Source organism: Mariniblastus fucicola (genome assembly GCF_008087665.1).
GTDB lineage: Bacteria > Planctomycetota > Planctomycetia > Pirellulales > Pirellulaceae > Mariniblastus > Mariniblastus fucicola.
In genome coordinates, this window is the sequence record NZ_CP042912.1 from 4,255,032 (window position 1) to 4,271,241 (window position 16,210).

Sequence of the window (16,210 nt, forward strand, 5' to 3'; positions counted from 1 at the left end):
AGGAAACAGGATGAACGAACAACTCACAGGCAAGCCGGTCCGATTTTTGATGGTAGGCGGTTTTCTGGGTGCCGGAAAGACGACGACGATCGGAAAACTTGCCGCACATTATGTTGCCCAAGGGAAAAACGTAGCTCTCGTCACCAATGACCAGGCCTATAACCTTGTCGACACCGAAACGTTGCGCCGGCAAGGGTTCCATGTCGGTGAAGTTCCAGGTGCCTGTTTTTGCTGTAAGTTCGACGATTTGCTGTCGACGGTTGACTCGCTGTCGGAAGATTCCGTTCCCGATTTGATCATCGCCGAACCAGTCGGAAGTTGCACGGATTTGGTGGCGACGGTGATTGAACCGATGAAGAGTCTTTTTGGAGACCGATTTGAAACCGGGCCGTTGGTTGTGTTGCTGAAACCGTCGCACGGAAAGAAAATTCTTGCCGACGGGGCTCGTCGAGGATTTTCACCGAAAGCCGAATACATCTTTTTGAAGCAACTCGAAGAAGCCGATTCAATTGCGATCAACAAGATTGACCGGATGAGCGAAGACGAACAGCAGGAATTGCTGAGCCTGACCAAGGAGCGATTTCCAGAGAAAAATGTCTTTCTGTTGAGCGCTCGCGACGGCATCGGATTTGAGGATTTGGTAAGCGCGATTGAGTCGGATCCAATTTCGCGAACCGGCATGATGGAGATGGACTACGAAGTTTATGCCGAAGGAGAAGCTGAGCTTGGCTGGCTCAATTGTCAGGTTCAGGCTGCTACAGGCAAAGACGACGAGAAGTTTTCGCTCGATGAAGTCGTACTGGCGTTCGTTCGAAACATTGGAGCACAACTGGCCGAATCCGGAGCCGAAGTGGCTCACTTGAAAGTCCTTGGCCAGACATTGGAGAATTCGGCGATTGCCAACATGGTAAGTTCCGACGGAATCGCGGAATTGAGTTTGCCGAGCGAGATCAATGCGGCCGCTGCAGAGTTGCTGGTCAACGCGCGCGTCGCGACGGCCCCTGAGACGCTGGCTGAAATCGTAAACTCGGTGGCTGAAGAACTGCAGTCGTCGATGCAGGTTAAGTTCTCAATCGGGCAGATGCAAAGTTTTCGACCCGGCAAACCAGAACCGACACATCGCATGGTCTAGCCGCCAGTTCGCCGCTTTCTTATTTTCTCAGGCCGAGATCAATCTTCGTCGCCAAAGTTTTCCATCAGCCATTTATGCTCGATGCCGAGGACAGCGGCAGCGAACGATTCGTTGGAATCGTGGTCTGACTTGCGAACCGGACATTGGTAGTCGAGTTCTTCCAGCATTTCGATCGCTCGGTCTTCCGGAAGTTTTCGCTTGATCTGTTTGAGCAGCAAGTGAAAATCTTCGTACTCCAACGCTTCGGTGAACGAATCCCAACGCTTGAGCATGTGGCCGTGGTTGCGTTGCAGGATCACAGAGCGACAGAATTTCTCGACTGCCTTCATCTGCATCATCGACGCGCAGGTGCCGCCGATAACCAACGCCTTGTCACGGTCCTGCATTTTTCGACGTTCTTTGAGCGCTTGCGACAGTCGTAGATAGAGGATCAACTCTCGTTTGGCATCAATGAACAAGGGCGGACTTTCGGTAAGTCATTTCAAAGGAGGCAAAATTATCTGTGCCATTATAGAACATCTTCGTGTTGCAGGCTAACATCGGAACATGGATCCTGACGCGTACAACGACTTTGTTTGGCTGACCTCTGAATCGGCGACTGAATATCTCGAAACTGCGCTGCGATTGTTCGAGAAGAACCTGAATCCGCTGAAGATCGCAAAACTCTTGCGCAAATCCATTTCGCCACAGCGGGCGGCACTTGCGATGGAACAGGCTCAACTGCGAATCCGTGGAAGACGGAAATTTGAGAGCGCCGATGAAATGTTTTTCACCGGCCGCAGCCTCGAACAGTCGACTTCTTCGCTGCTGGCGACCTATAAAGCCAAACGGTTCCGGGATTCGAGTCGCGTTGCTGATATCTGCTGCGGCATCGGGGGAGATCTGATTTCCCTTGCGAAGCGAACCGACAGCCCGGACTTCGAAACCGTCGGCGTGGAACAGGATCCAGTTCCGGCACAGTTCGCGAGGGCGAATTTGAAAGCTTGCGACGCCAAGTTCGCCAAAGTGGAGACCGTCTCTTTCGAGGATTTTGACCTAGAGCCTTTCGATGCGGTTCATGTGGATCCTGATCGGCGCGTAAAGGGCAGAACGACGACGGCTGACTTTTTCGAACCGTCGCTGCAGAGTGTTTTCGATCGAGTCTCGCTGGACCGGCAACGTGTCGCGATCAAAGTCGCGCCGGCAACGGAAATTGAAGACTTTGATTTCCCGGTTGAACGAGAGTGGATTGGCGAATGGCGGGAGTGCAAACAGCAAGTGCTTTGGGCCGGTCCAGGAATCGAAGAGGACGCCAAGGTTGCAACCGTTGTTGCGAGAGACGGCGCACGTTGCCATTTCCGATCTGTCGGAGCGGCACAAAAGACGTTGCCTCCGACGCGATATGCGGAAACGATCGGCCCCTACATCTACGAACCGCATGCTTCCGTTTTGGCCGGCGGACTGGGCGACGAGCTTGCCGGAAAGTACTCGCTGGAGTTTCTTTCCCGCGGCATTGCTTACATGAATAGCGAGCAGCCGCTGGAAGGAGTCGAGCCGATTCTGAAGGGTTATCGAGTCGACGACGTTTTGCCTGTCGATCTGAAGCAGATTCAGAAAAAACTGAAATCGCTTGATGCCGGCAGCCTGATCATCAAAAAGCGGGGCGTCGATCAGGTGCTTGCCGACAATGTCGGCAGACTCAAACTGGGCGGAGACCAGAAAATCACCATCATTCTCACCCGTCATCAGAAAAGCCGTCGGGCGATCCTGGTGACTCGCATGGTAGGCCCTATATAGCGATCCAGCATCGGTTTGTAGCGTCCGGCGAGCATCGGCGCGTCTGGTGCGATGGTCGGCCCGAAGCAAATTTACTCAGCCGTCGTACCTGATGGGCAAGCTCTACCAGCGAGACTGCATGTTGAGCTCTTTTTGCTTTTGCTCATTCTTGCGTCGGCGGTCACGGCGTTTTCTTTCGGCGTCAGAAATCTTGCGATTCATGTTGAACGAACGGCGAGGCGAACAGAGATAGAGTAGAGAATTCTCAAGCGTCGACTGATAGTTGTTCTGGCTGAATCCTTTGCCATGAACTTCCAATTCGTAAGCGCCGCGATATCCATGGCGATTCAGTTTGTCGATCCAACGATCAATCTGCAGACCACCGTCGCCAGGAATCCTTCGGTTTTCAACAATACGCCCCTTCGAACGCGATACATGCGGTTTGTCGATGTCGCGATCAGCGATTTGTACCACGGCCAACCGATCGACGTATTCGGAAATCCGGTCGTAAGCTTCTGCGAGATGGCCGACGTGATACAGGTCGATCGCCAAACCAACGTGTTCCGGATCAAACGCCGAAACAATATCCAAGTACTCGGAAAACCGACGATAGAAAGTCCACGGACTGGCCGGTTGATAGGGCATTGGCTCAAGCGCGATCCGTGTGCCAAAATCGGCTGCGGCCTGAGCAAGATTGTCGATTGCCGAACAGAAAATTCTTCTGGCGTGCCGATCAGTGTGCCCGTTTTGTGCTCCAGGATGAACAATCAGGCAATCCGCACCAACCTGAGCAGCCAGTTGCACGGCGCCAATTCCGTCGTCAACGGCATCTACGAACTTGCGCCCGTCCGCGCCGGTAAATCCACCGGCCCAATGAACGCTGGAGACTTTCATCTTCATTTCGAAGAGCAAATCGACCGCTTCGTCGCGATCAAAGTCATCCATCTTGGTCCGCCAGATCCCAATCTGGTTGATCCCTTCTGATGCGTATCGAACTACGTCCTGACAAAAGCTCCAACGATGTGTCGTAAACTCGCTGACAGAAAGTCGTTCAAGCATCGGGGGCCTCATGGGAGTGAATCGAGTTCGGCTGCTCACAGTATCCGGACATTGAAACTGGTTGTAAATATGCCTTGGTCACATTTTCGACTCAACAAGATTCAAAATGTTTTACAGACGACAAATGGCGCTTTCAAAAACTCAAAAACTTATTCGCGACTGCGATGCTATCAAAAAATAAAGCAGGGAATTTGTTTTGGTTTGCGAATCAAAAGCATTACACTGTTGCCAAGTTCGGTATGGGTAAATCTGACGCTGCCTAACTCGATTCTGATCTGCAACTTTGTTCCACATCTTCCGTCGTTCGTCTGTTGCCCAAGTTGGTAGTCGCTAGCCGCTTGATCGTTCAGTTTCGGGACAAAAAGGAGTGTGAAATGGGCAAGGGTATGGAGTTCGCGGTGGCATACCGCGACGAAGACATTACGAAACGAGTCCGGGATTTTCTCGCCCGGCAGCATTTTCCTGCGTTGCAAGAACTTGAGATTGAAACCGCGAGAGGAGAACTGACAGTGCGCGGAGAAGTGCTTTCGTTCTACGAAAAACAGATCGCGATGTCGATCTGCCAGCGTGTTCCAGGAGTCCGGGTCTTCGTTGACGAAATTCTGGTTGCGGAAAGCTAGTGGTCCGTCAGACAGACCAGTTTTTTCCCATGCCTCACGCCTGGCTGAACCTGCTTACAAAATCCTAGGCACTGAGTGGTGAATGTGAGCGCCTTGCCGCTCATGTTTGGCCGCGTTGATGAGATGAAAATCAATTTGTTAAACGGTGCCCAGGATGGCCCACGTCAACTCGGCTTTGACAAACCACCGGATTTTTCCGTCGCAACATCGGGCTTCGGCAAGAAAACTGACCCGTCGATCCACGAAACCTTCGTGTTCGAGAACCACAACGTCAGGCAACTATCTCAGCTTGTTAGGCCGCGTCAACTGCGGGCCTCGCGCTGTCGAAAGCCGTTTGCTGAGCCGATTGAGGCGGCTGTAGTTCGCTCGCCACGATTCATTCAAGCTTGCAATCCCATCGGTGATGCTGGACTTCAGTTGCACCAAATCGCCTTCGACGGTCTTGTTCAAACGGTGCTCCTTCTTCTTCTGCGCCAGTTGTTGGGCGTCACGGAACACGGACTCCAACGAAGCCGCAACTTGTGGCCCAAGATCACTGGCAAACGTCGTCGTCGGTTGATAGATCGTCCCGCCAAGCGTCGACGTGATTCGAAATGACTGAATCCCGCTAACCGTTTCGTTGAGTCGTGCTGCCGTTCCGGCGCCGCCCGCCGATTCATGCACTGAGTCTGCATGCAGCATGACATCCTCAAAAGTGAACGTAATCGAACCGCCAAGCTGGTCGTTGGCATCCGCGTTTAAATCAGCGTCGACGAACAGTCGACTGTCTCCCGTCATGGAAAGCTGGATGCTCTCATTTGAACCCAGCGTGTATGCAGGTTGCGGAATCGCATGCCCTGTGAAATGAATCGAGTCGACTTTCTTGCCCCTGGACTGGTCGACCATCCCGGAAACGATGACTTGAGGATCTCCCTGGGCGCGAAAGTTAAACGTTAGCGGATGCTCGCTCTTGGTTGGATCGTCCAGCAAATTCTCGATGGTTCCCGCGAATCGAAAATGAGAGTTTGCGAACTCGGCGGCTCCATCGATTTGCAGCTTCTTGATCTCAATCTTCGGCCTCGAAACCTGCCCTGCAAAATGGACGTCGCGTCCGCGCTTCAGCGGTCGAAAGTCAGCCTCCGGATTCGGCAGCGACGTACGAAACTCCTGAAACCAGTCCAGTCCGTTTGCGACCAGCTTCCGTTGAATGTCTCCGATCAGCAATTCGTTGATCAATTTGCTGTCAAACTTTTGCGTACCGCTACTGGAGACCAACATTTGCCGGTCGCGAACCTGGACCTGGGATAAATCGTAGATATCTTTTTGCGATTGCGATTCGAATTCGGTGATCGACGCACCGACTTTTTCAAGTGCTTTCCGAGACGAGTCGATGGCCGCAACGGCGTCTTTCAGTTTGTCGTCGCCAGACCGAAGCGGATTCAGTTGATCGACCGGCATCGAGAGAATCTCTTCGACCAGTGTCAATGACTTTTCAACGTGAGCCATCTGTTTATGTGGGTCGCGAAATCGATCGACCCAAAGCTGTGATTTTTGGGTCAGCGTTTTTCCAATCTCGAAAGACGAGACTTCCGAGCTTGCCGTTTGGCTGACATCGACGATCAAACTGTCTCGCCATTTTTGGGCCGCTGGATAGCCCGCAATTTGATCGTAGGATTGCGGAACGCCTGCGGGTGGCGTCGCTTCGGTGCTCGATTCGTCGACCAACGGAAGCGGAGGATCAAACAGTCCTCTCTCAAGCTTGCCCGACGTGGTTCTGGGAGATCCGAACTTGATCTGGCTGAGACGTCCCTCGTTGATAACAAGTTGACGCTTCTTTAACGCTTCCAGATCCACCTTGAGTGATGCAGCCTCAAATTGCAGCAAATTCTTTCGATCGTGCAGCGGACTTGCGACTTCGACCTGATTCAGAAAGACCGTTGCGTCCTCTGCGTTGAGATGAAGCTGTCGCGCATCGACGCGTGCGCCGACGTAAGACTGCAAGTGGTAGACCAGCGCCTGTTTTCCGAGATGTGCCCGGCCAACCCACGCCGCCAACGCAACGAGCGCGATGATCAGCAAGCGAGTGATAAGTTGATTGAGTCGTTTCATGGTTCTCGACCGGAGGTCGATTGCGGGGACTTTAGGTCTCGGTAATCAGCGACGGGTCTCGGTTGTCGCCTTCCGGCAACGGCTCTTCGGCTTCACCAAAGATGGCACGAATCAGTTTCGTATTCATCACTCGTTCGATCATGGCGATTCCCCACAGCCGAAAGAAGATTTGCCCGGCACAATAAATCGGGACGCAAATCAGGACCCCCAGGGCGAGCGACCCCGTAACGACGGTATTGTTAAACCGGGTCCAGCCGACCCACGGAATTTCCGTCCACGACGCGAAGGTACTCTGCAGGAATTCCGTAGACAGCACGGCCATTCCCAATTTGTCCGAAATCGCATCAAGCGATGGACTGACGATCGACATCCCGATCACGGCAACAATCCCACAAAGTAAGTTCGCGCGGCTGAGTAGAAAGACCAGGCCGATTGCCCAGGGGATTACCGAATCTTTCGGCATAAGTCCGATAACCACGCCAAACGCGATGCCCAAGGCAAGCTCGTGTGGCGAGTTGATTGCGGAAATCCGATTTTGGCTCCGTTCAAGCATCCTTGCGAATCCGGGAGTTTGAGGTGAAATGAGGGCAATCGCTAACAATATCCGTTGCTTCAATGGATAACTAACAAAATCGTTTTTCCATGTCGATACGATTTATGTAGCTGCTCTCAATCGTCTCAAACCAGTTTGGCTGGACAGTTTTGGGGAATCTCCCCGATGAAAATTGGGATGCCTGCTACTTTCGCCGGTTGACAGCAGTTTCCGCTGACTGGAAAACAGTTTTAGCGTTTTAACGGTTTTTTTTGGAACAGATTTGATGGCACGAATGGAAGAGTTTTTCGCAGACGGAATTGGCGAAATCACGCTTGCGGGCGGAATGGTACGGATGGACCTCGTTTCTCTCACCGGAAAACAGGGCGACGACGCTAACCAGCCGCGTCTTGAACCGACTCGCCGCATCGTCATGCCGCCAGATGGCTTTTTGCGAAGCTTCGGCGCGATGGAAAACCTTGTGAAGCAGCTTGTAGATGCCGGAATTGTCAAGCAACGCGAAGGTGCTGCTGATGGCGTTGCGCCAGCCAGCTCACCGACGACAGATGGTGGCGGATCAAAATCGCCGAATTTTTAGGCAATTTGCTCTCCTTTTTCGAAACGCAAATATAATAGGCGTTTGAAAATCCAGTTACCGACGCCGCCGGTTTGCGCAACTTTCGCAACTGACCGGCGTCAACATTCCTCTTAGCAACCCTGGAACATGTCATGGCGAACCCAGTCGTATCGGCAAACTTCACCCGCTTGCAGCTTGGTGAAACCGTAGCCCTCAGCTCGATGTTTGAATACAGCGACGCTGATGGTGATCCAATTTTTCAGGTCGTCGTATCTGATTCTACCTTTGGTGTTGGCCAGTTCTTCATCAATGGCGTGCTCCAATTGGAAGGCGTCGATTTGACGATCGATGCAATCGACCTCCCGAATACAACGTATCGCGCGGGATTTTTCGTAGGAGGCGAAACGTTCACCGTCACTGCATCGGACGGTACGGGCTTCAGCCCCGTTTCGACCAATACGATCCGCGTTGGTAACACGGCGCCGACGGTCGTGGCGTTGCCTTCGGTCGTTCCGATCGCCGGACAGATTTCGTTCCTGTCGATGATTCGCGTTTCTGACCTCGAGTCGGACCCGATCGTTGAGTACCGTTTCCGTGACAACGGTGCCGCATCGAGCTCCGGTCGATTCATTCTTGACGGCGAAGCATTCGACGCGAACGTATGGCACACCGTTACGGCTCAGGAAGCCCAGCGTGTTCGTTATGAGGGTGGCAGCGTCAAGAACGCTGAATCTTTCAGCGTGACCGTGGACGATGGTCTTCGCAGCGCTGTTTCAGCAGGTCGTGTCGTCACGGGCAATTCGCGTCCAGTCGTCACACCAGCCGACGACGTCAATGTTCTTGAGAACCGTCGCATCCTGGTGAGTGACACCGTTACTGTCACCGACGCTGATAACGATCAGATCATTCGCTACTACGTCGTTGATCGTCGTGACAACGCCGACAGCGGCTACCTCGAACTTAATGGCTCGCGTCTGGCGTCCGCCACGTTCCACTCCCTGACACCAACTCAGTTCGCGAACCTGATGTATGTCGGTGCTCCTGCCGGTCCTAAGTTTGAAAACATTGGAATTCAGGTGCTCGACAACAATTCGGCGCTCAGCCAAACCGTCGACTATCAGATTCGTACGACGACTCCTGTTGTGATCGAAGCCACCAACAAGACCGCGGTTCTGACGAACGAAGTCGTCGACGCGACTCGTTTGTTCAATGCTTACGACCCGGACGACACGACGGCCCCTCAAGACGACGAGATCAAGAGCTATTATTTCGTAGACCGACGTTCCAATGCGAACGGCGGCTACTGGCAATTCAAAGGCGAGAGAATGCCTTCGGCCCAGTGGTTCTTTGTTGCGGCCAGCGAACTGAGTCAGTTGCAATATGTAGGAGCAACGTTTGGCCCCGACGCTGAATTCATCGGCATCCAGGCACTTGACGATGGCGGCTGGTCGCAGCCAGTCGATCTTGCCATCCTGACCGACGCCCGTCCAACAGCAGTCGGAATCGACGCATCTGTTCTGGAGGCCTACTCAATCGATGTGGCTCCACTGGTTAGCGGCAGCAACAGCAGCGGTGCTTCCGCCGAAGCGTTCCGCCTGACGGACATCAAGACAAACGCAAACGGTGGCTATTTCGAATTTCAGGGAACTCGACTTCCTTCGGGCCAGTTTGTCGAAGTCACCGCCGCTGAAATTGTTGACCTGAAATACGTTGGCGGTGCCTACGGGCCTCAATCAGAGAGCATTCGTCTTCAGTCAATCGTTGGCGGCGTGCTCAGCGATCCTACTTTCTTTGAAATTTCGACTTTGCAGAATGCAAATGCTCCTGTCGTGACTGCTTTCGATGTTGATTCACGGGTCGGCAGCGTGATTGACTTTGCATCAATGTTCTCCTGGACCGATGCGGATGGTGTTCCGCCAACAACGATCAAGGAAGTTCGCATCTTTGATACGGGAACAACCGCCGACAGCGGCTATTTCTCGATCAACGGTGTACGTCAAAACGCGGGCGAATGGATTCCAATCGATTACGACTTGATCACCAGCGGTGAGGTTCGATACCACGTTGCAAATCGCAGCGACTCGGAGCTTTACCGTGTTACGGTTGACGATGGTCGCTTTCGCAGTGTTTTGGACACGGCGGAAATCGAAGCGGTCGCCAATCCGGTTTTGACAGCGCTGGAAAACGACTTTTCTGTCGACACGATTGAGCGTATTCCGATTGGCAACTTCATTACGCAAACCGACTCGGGTCCACCCTTGGTCGAGTATCAGGTTTACGATGAGAACACGGACACCCGTTCCGGTCGCATCGAACTGGATGGAGTCGATCTCCAACAGGGAATTGTCCATACGTTGACCGCTGCCCAATTTGACCGACTGGTATTCAAGGGTGCGGAAGCTGACTTTGGTCGTCAAATCGATGGCATGCTTGTTCGCGGAACGAACTCGGTTGGACTGTCAACTGAATGGACCCGGTTCAATGTCAACACGGATCCAATCGGTGCGGATTCTCTGACTTCCGGAACTCAGTTCCTGAATTTCACCGGTGATGAAATCATGGAGATTACCTACACGTTTATCGACAGTGGTAATCAGGACAAAAGCGGGACGCGAGCCGTGCCGCAACGGCCTTTGCTGCCATCGTATATTCCTGCTGGAGGTACTTGCGATCCATTCTTCGCTCCAGAATCTCTGGCGACGCTTGCGTGGAACCAACCACAGCGTGAAGAGACCCGGATCATGCTGGAAGGCATACAGCAATACGCGAATATCAACTTCCGCGAAGTCCCTTATGACGGTACGGCTTCGGACGCTCAAATCACGTTTGGTTCCTGGGGTGCGTTTGATTGCCCGGCGGGTGCTGCAGCCTATGCCTACTTACCGGCTGATGGCTCTGGCATGGGCAACCTCTTTGGCGACATCTGGTTTGACTGGACACAACCAGGCTGGGATTCGACTCTGTTCGATCCGGTAACTTTTGAGCCACTCACGGTTCAAGGACTGGGAACTGCCTTCAACTTTACGGTCATCCATGAAGTTGGTCACGCACTTGGATTCAAGCATCCGTTCGAAGGTCAGCCTTCGTTGTCGATTTTCAACAACTTCGACTACAACACGGTCATGGCTTACGAGCACTTCAACGGTAACAGCACCTTTGATGGTCCGTATCCTGAGCAGCCGTCATCACTAATGCTCTACGACATTCAGGAGCTGCAACGGCTTTATGGTGCACGTGAATCTTTCAACCCTGAGAACAACCATTACCGTTTTAACGACGCCCATCAACAGGCGATCTACGATACCGGTGGCATTGACACGTTGAATCTGACGCGGCACACGATCGCCACGACTGTCGACTTGCGAGAAGGCCAGCGTTCGACGCTGGAGAAGCAGGGAACTGACATTGATGGCAACCCAACGTTCACAGCATACGAAAACAGCGTGCTGATTCCATATGGAGTCATTATCGAGAATGCTCGTACTGGTTCGGGAAGTGACTACGTTGGCGGAAACGAAACGTCGAACACTCTGATTACGAACGATGGTCTTGACACCCTGATCGGTCGCGGTGGCAACGATGTCCTACGCGGCGGAGACGGAGCGGACACCTATATCTGGAATCTTGGAGATGGACGCGATACGATCGTCGATGTCGACCGCAATGTGAATGCAGATGTGTTGACTCGTGAGCGTGACCGAATCGAGTTGCATGTTCGCACCGGCGATCTCGACCTTCTTGAGGACGACATGATTTTCCGTCGCCTTGGCAACACGTTGCGAATTGACCTGACTCTGAATCGCGAAGAGGCTCAAGGTTCAATCGTGATCCAGAACTTCCACGAGTTGGCCAGCCAGGTCGAAACACTGGCTCTGTACGGTCCGCCCGCAACCACCGGTGGAGCTGACCAGCAGGTAGGCGACGACATTGACCTGATTTCTATCTGGACTCAGGCCGGCACGCTTGGCCAACGATTCCAGGCTACCAATGTCGATGGAGATTTCGGGAAAATCGCAACTCCGGTCTAACGCGAACGCAAGAACTGTCTAAGCCCATGTCATTTCGACGTGGGCTTTTTTTGTGCGCTGTCACTGAATCGAACGAGCGATCTGGAGGATTCGAATTGCGATCTACGGATTTGGCAGTCGGCGTCTTGCAATAGAACGCTTTGAGTTATCCTTCCAAATACTCAGCCCGACTCAACTCCCTGGTCGATCCAATCCGTTTGAGACCACGTTGGCCGACTTTGGAACTCGTGAAGTGCAGTTTGAATGGTTTGCCCCGGTTGTAACGTCGCCGATGGGTTCACGAACCGTTGATCAAAATTCGCATTTGTTCCGGTCACCCCATAACTGGAACGTACAATTCCCGACATTGTTCCAGCGAAAAACGACCTCATCATGAATCAGCCTAACAACGACCCCAATTCTCAAGAGAAGAAATTCTCTGCCGAAGAGCTGGATCGCATCATGGCTGAGTCTGGCGGCGGCAGTCCTGAACCCCAACCCGCTGCTGAGAGCAACCGCGCGGAATCCACGTCGTCACGGTTCGACAACCAAGACAGGAATCAAAGCGAAAACAGCTCCCAACCTCAGTCCTCAGCGGAACCACAGGAACGCGATCCTCGCGGAAAACACACATCCCTTCAGTGCCTTGCTTTGGTCGCACGTCATCACGGAATTGATGTTAGTGCTGATCGACTGATTCACGATTACTCGCTGGAGTTCGATGAACCGAGTCTCAAACGTGTACTCAGAATCGGCAAGGACACCGGGCTAAAGATCAGACACTCGCGCCTGACATGGAAACAGCTTTGCAAGCTCGACCAGGCGTTTCCGGTGATGATTCGCCTCGAGAACGGCAACTATGTTATTGCCGTTGGCATGCGAGAATCGGACGAGGCAGGAGACACGGTCAAACAGATCGCTGTTTTCGATCCACTCGCCGGCGACGAAGGATTCATTTTTCTTTCGCAGGAAAAATTTGAGAAATCGTGGAAAGGCGAAGTCATCCTGGCGAAGAAGAAAACTTCGCTGCTCAAACAGAATCAGAAATTTAGCCTTCGGTGGTTTATCCCCGAAGTCATCCGTGAATGGCGTTCATTCTTCAACGTCGGACTGGCCGCGATCTTCATTCACCTGATTGCTCTGGTCGTACCGCTGTACTTCCAAATCGTGATCGACAAAGTTCTGGTCAACTATGCTCAGGCAACGCTGCAGGTTCTGACCGTCGGAATTTGCATTGCGTTGATCTTCGATGCCATCCTTGGATACCTGCGCAGTTACCTGTTGCTCTACGCAACCAGCAAAATTGACGTCCGGGTCGCGACGCGAACATTCGGCCATCTGATGCGATTGCCGCTGAACTTCTTCGAACACATCACCGCGGGTGTGCTCACGAAACACATGCAGCAGACCAGTCAAATTCGCGAGTTTTTGACCGGAAGTCTTTTCCTGACACTGCTCGATTCGACCGCTCTGATTATCTTCATTCCGATCCTGCTGTACTACAGCGTTCCGTTGACGATCGTCGTTTTGATCTTCGCGGCATTGCTGGGCGTGAACATCGGAGTCCTGCTGATCCCCTATCGGACTCGGCTGGAAGCACTGTATCACGCCGAAGGCGAACGTCAGGCGATGTTGGTCGAAACGATTCACGGAATTCAAACTGTCAAAGCTCTCAGCATGGAGCCTGTGCAGCGAAAGCACTGGGACGACAGCTCAGCTCAGGCTGTAGCAATGCACTTTCGCGTTGGCAAGATTTCGATCGCTGCGACCACGATCTCCAAGCTGCTGGAAAAACTGCTTACCGTGACCGTCGTCTGGTTTGGAGCCAGCCTCGTACTTGGCAAAGAACTCTCGGTCGGTGAACTGGTCGCCTTCCAAATGATCTCTGGCCGCGTGACTGGCCCGCTGGTTCAACTGGTTTCGCTGGTCCACTCCTATCAGCAATGTGCTCTCTCGGTGCGAATGCTGGGGACTGTCATGAACCGGGACGAAGAGCCTGGAATTGGCCGCGGATTGCGTCCGATGATTGATGGAGAAATGCAGTTCGAAGGCGTCACGTTCCGATATGATCCAACTGCTGCACCGGCTCTCGAAGACGTCTCGTTCGATATCCCACGTGGCAAAATCACCGGCATCGTGGGGCGAAGTGGCTCCGGGAAAACAACGCTGACGCGCATGATCCAGGGCATGCATCAACCTCAGTCCGGGATCATCCGAATCGACAAACTGGACATGCGAGAGCTGGATATCTCACACGTTCGTCAGAACATCGGCGTCGTGCTGCAAGACAATTTCCTGTTCCGTGGTTCGATTCGCGACAACATCGCGATGGCCAAAACGAATGCAAGCTTTCAGGAAGTCGTTTACGTCGCAAGGCTTGCTGGCGCCGCTGAATTCATCGAGCGTATGCCGCAGTCCTACGATACAATGCTTGAAGAGAACGGGTCGAATCTGTCCGGCGGGCAGAAGCAGCGACTGGCAATCGCGAGGGCGCTTCTCAAGGAACCAAAAATCCTGATCTTCGACGAAGCAACGAGTGCTCTGGATCCGGAAAGCGAAGCGATCATCCAGCGAAACTTGAAACGGATCGCAAAGGGTCGCACCGTGGTCGTCGTTTCACATCGTCTGACAACGCTCACCGATTGCGACCAAATTATCGTTATGGAACGGGGCCGGATCGACATGATCGGGACCCATCAACAACTGCTGCAGTCTTGCAAGGTCTACCAGGAATTATGGTATCAACAAACGGGTCGGGGGTAGATCAATCGGCAACGCCGGATGATGTGACCACCGAAGACAATCAGGACCAGGGACTTTCTGTCCGCGAGCAACGTCAGATACGTCGTGAAAATACGCGTACCGAGGCCGTTCGGCAGCGCCGCAATCAGGACCGTCTACTGACCGAGTTTCAGCCCGACGCGGTTGAAATTGAAACGCGTTCTGTACCTTTCGGCGCTCCGCTGACGCTCTATACCGTCGTTGCGTTGATGCTCGCGACGGTTGCGTGGGCGTGCTGGGCAGAGGTCGACAAAATCGTCACTGCTCAAGGCAAGCTGATCACGGTTGATCCTCCTGTTGTCATCGACACCTCTGTCGCCTCGCAGATTCGAGCGATGAATGTCGAGTTTGGCGATCGTGTTGTCGCAGGACAGGTTCTGGCCACGCTTGACCCGACTTATCCGGAAGCTGATCTGAAACAGTTGCGAGGACGAATCGAATCGCTCGACGCGTTGATCGCAAGATTGAATGCTGAACGGGATGGACTGGAGTTCAACCCACCGCAGGCCCAAACCGACCCGAACTTTGCGATGGAGCGATCCGTTTTCGTTCGTCGCAAAGCGGAGTACGTTGCGAAGATTCGTGAGTTCGAAGCCAACATACGAAAGTTCAATGTCCAACTGGCCAACAACGAGACTCAGATCGATCTCGACCGGCAGGCCGTCGCCCGATACGACAGCATCAAGCAGAAAACAGAACGACTGGTTGAAAAGGGAGCCCGCTCACAGCAGGATCTTGACGGAATTGCACTCCAGATGGGCACCGCGCAGAAAACGCTTCGTGCAGCAATCGGTCGCCGCGAAGAGTTCGCAAAAGAGATCGACGCGATCAAAGCGCAAAGCGAGGCTTACGAAGCGACGTGGCAGGCTGAAATGATTGTGCAGCTGGCTGAATCAACACAGCAACGTAAAGACGCCGAACAGGAATTGGCCAAAGTTCAACACACGAACTCACAGGTTGAACTGAAAGTCCCCAGCGACCTGCCGCAAAAGGAATTCTTTGTACTGGAAGTGGCAGACGTTTCTGTTGGGTCCGTTTCGCGGCCTGGCGAACCAGTATTTCGACTGGTTCCGCTCGAAGGACTTTACGAAGCCGAAGTCGAGGTTCCGGGCAAAGACATCTCCTTGATCCGGGAAGGGACACGGGAACAGTTCGCCAACAGCACGCTCCCCAAAGGCAGCCAGGTCCGAATCAAGCTGGCTTCTTTTCCCTATCAAAAACACGGAACGATTGATGGTGTCGTGCGGAAAATCAGCGAAGGCTCATTCGAAAAAGACAAAAACGCGGCGTTGATCAATCCTGAAGCCGCCACGATGTACCGCACCCGAGTCGAACTGATCGATCCTGGCACATTAAATAACGTAGGTAAGTCGTTTCGTTTGATGCCTGGCATGACGGTGACCGCCGAGATCAAAGTCGGCAAGCAACGAGTCGTTCAGTACTTCCTCTATCCGCTGCTTCGCTACATGGACGAAGCCGCCCGCGAACCGTAAATGACGAGAGGCAGTTTCAAAACCTTGTGGCTGCGGCGTCTCGCCGCAGTTAATACCAGAAATACTGCGGCGAGACGCCGCAGCCACTACCAAGTGATCAGTTTTGAAATTGGCACTAATCGTAGCGTCACGGACGTCGGCACATCGCGCGCATTTTGCGCTGCCG

The 16,210-nt window shown here is 53.2% G+C and carries 11 protein-coding genes; 7 read left to right on the forward strand and 4 right to left on the reverse strand.

What is annotated here, in order from left to right; genetic code table 11:
• The first annotated feature begins 10 nt into the window (after nt 1-10).
• Entirely contained in the window at nt 11-1,132 is a 1,122-nt protein-coding gene (locus MFFC18_RS15700; protein WP_075082068.1) for a GTP-binding protein, read from the forward strand.
• 38 nt (nt 1,133-1,170) lie between these two features.
• Here the strand turns inward: MFFC18_RS15700 and MFFC18_RS15705 are convergent, their stop codons facing one another.
• On the reverse strand, nt 1,171-1,590 hold the full coding sequence (locus MFFC18_RS15705; protein ID WP_075082067.1) for a hypothetical protein: 420 nt from the start codon (nt 1,588-1,590) through the stop codon (nt 1,171-1,173).
• An 88-nt stretch (nt 1,591-1,678) separates the two neighbouring features.
• Here MFFC18_RS15705 and MFFC18_RS15710 point away from each other — a divergent pair, with 88 nt between their 5' ends.
• Nucleotides 1,679-2,908, forward strand: coding sequence for a class I SAM-dependent methyltransferase (locus MFFC18_RS15710; protein WP_075082066.1), 1,230 nt, complete (start codon nt 1,679-1,681; stop codon nt 2,906-2,908).
• 102 nt (nt 2,909-3,010) lie between these two features.
• Here MFFC18_RS15710 and MFFC18_RS15715 read toward each other — a convergent pair whose 3' ends face one another.
• A complete protein-coding gene (locus MFFC18_RS15715) occupies nt 3,011-3,946 on the reverse strand; it encodes a sugar phosphate isomerase/epimerase family protein (protein ID WP_075082065.1) in 936 nt (311 codons plus the stop codon).
• 374 nt (nt 3,947-4,320) lie between these two features.
• On the opposite strand from MFFC18_RS15715, the gene MFFC18_RS15720 reads away from it, so the two are divergent.
• Nucleotides 4,321-4,566 (forward strand): BON domain-containing protein, encoded by a 246-nt coding sequence (locus MFFC18_RS15720; RefSeq protein WP_148618904.1) that lies wholly within the window; start codon nt 4,321-4,323, stop codon nt 4,564-4,566.
• Between the two features lie 279 nt (nt 4,567-4,845).
• Here the strand turns inward: MFFC18_RS15720 and MFFC18_RS15725 are convergent, their stop codons facing one another.
• Nucleotides 4,846-6,654 carry a hypothetical protein gene (locus tag MFFC18_RS15725; protein WP_075082062.1) on the reverse strand — a complete coding sequence of 603 codons (1,809 nt, stop codon included), beginning with the start codon at nt 6,652-6,654 and terminating at the stop codon, nt 4,846-4,848.
• Between the two features lie 31 nt (nt 6,655-6,685).
• Nucleotides 6,686-7,207, reverse strand: a complete 522-nt coding sequence (locus tag MFFC18_RS15730) for a TIGR03546 family protein (RefSeq protein WP_075082061.1) — start codon at nt 7,205-7,207, stop codon at nt 6,686-6,688.
• Nucleotides 7,208-7,472: 265 nt separating this feature from the next.
• On the opposite strand from MFFC18_RS15730, the gene MFFC18_RS15735 reads away from it, so the two are divergent.
• The 4 genes from MFFC18_RS15735 to MFFC18_RS15750 all read left to right on the forward strand — a co-directional run bounded on the left by MFFC18_RS15735 (nt 7,473) and on the right by MFFC18_RS15750 (nt 16,044).
• The gene (locus tag MFFC18_RS15735) at nt 7,473-7,784 is read left to right on the forward strand and encodes a hypothetical protein (RefSeq protein WP_148618905.1); all 312 of its coding nucleotides are present in this window, start codon (nt 7,473-7,475) and stop codon (nt 7,782-7,784) included.
• Nucleotides 7,785-7,915: 131 nt separating this feature from the next.
• Entirely contained in the window at nt 7,916-11,791 is a 3,876-nt protein-coding gene (locus MFFC18_RS15740) for a M10 family metallopeptidase (RefSeq protein ID WP_075082059.1), read from the forward strand.
• A gap of 372 nt (nt 11,792-12,163) precedes the next feature.
• The gene (locus tag MFFC18_RS15745; protein ID WP_202907478.1) at nt 12,164-14,533 is read left to right on the forward strand and encodes a peptidase domain-containing ABC transporter; all 2,370 of its coding nucleotides are present in this window, start codon (nt 12,164-12,166) and stop codon (nt 14,531-14,533) included.
• The gene (locus tag MFFC18_RS15750; protein ID WP_075082057.1) at nt 14,506-16,044 is read left to right on the forward strand and encodes an HlyD family type I secretion periplasmic adaptor subunit; all 1,539 of its coding nucleotides are present in this window, start codon (nt 14,506-14,508) and stop codon (nt 16,042-16,044) included. Before MFFC18_RS15745 ends, MFFC18_RS15750 begins: the two co-directional genes overlap by 28 nt.
• The last annotated feature ends 166 nt before the right edge of the window (nt 16,045-16,210 follow it).

What these genes read in the sequence shown, in the direction of transcription:
- MFFC18_RS15700 (WP_075082068.1), top strand. Translation starts at nt 11, where the DNA reads ATGAACGAACAACTCACAGGCAAGCCGGTCCGATTTTTGATGGTAGGC.
- MFFC18_RS15710 (WP_075082066.1), top strand. Translation starts at nt 1,679, where the DNA reads ATGGATCCTGACGCGTACAACGACTTTGTTTGGCTGACCTCTGAATCG.
- MFFC18_RS15715 (WP_075082065.1), bottom strand. Translation starts at nt 3,946, where the DNA reads ATGCTTGAACGACTTTCTGTCAGCGAGTTTACGACACATCGTTGGAGC.
- MFFC18_RS15720 (WP_148618904.1), top strand. Translation starts at nt 4,321, where the DNA reads ATGGGCAAGGGTATGGAGTTCGCGGTGGCATACCGCGACGAAGACATT.
- MFFC18_RS15725 (WP_075082062.1), bottom strand. Translation starts at nt 6,654, where the DNA reads ATGAAACGACTCAATCAACTTATCACTCGCTTGCTGATCATCGCGCTC.
- MFFC18_RS15730 (WP_075082061.1), bottom strand. Translation starts at nt 7,207, where the DNA reads ATGCTTGAACGGAGCCAAAATCGGATTTCCGCAATCAACTCGCCACAC.
- MFFC18_RS15735 (WP_148618905.1), top strand. Translation starts at nt 7,473, where the DNA reads ATGGCACGAATGGAAGAGTTTTTCGCAGACGGAATTGGCGAAATCACG.
- MFFC18_RS15740 (WP_075082059.1), top strand. Translation starts at nt 7,916, where the DNA reads ATGGCGAACCCAGTCGTATCGGCAAACTTCACCCGCTTGCAGCTTGGT.
- MFFC18_RS15745 (WP_202907478.1), top strand. Translation starts at nt 12,164, where the DNA reads ATGAATCAGCCTAACAACGACCCCAATTCTCAAGAGAAGAAATTCTCT.
- MFFC18_RS15750 (WP_075082057.1), top strand. Translation starts at nt 14,506, where the DNA reads ATGGTATCAACAAACGGGTCGGGGGTAGATCAATCGGCAACGCCGGAT.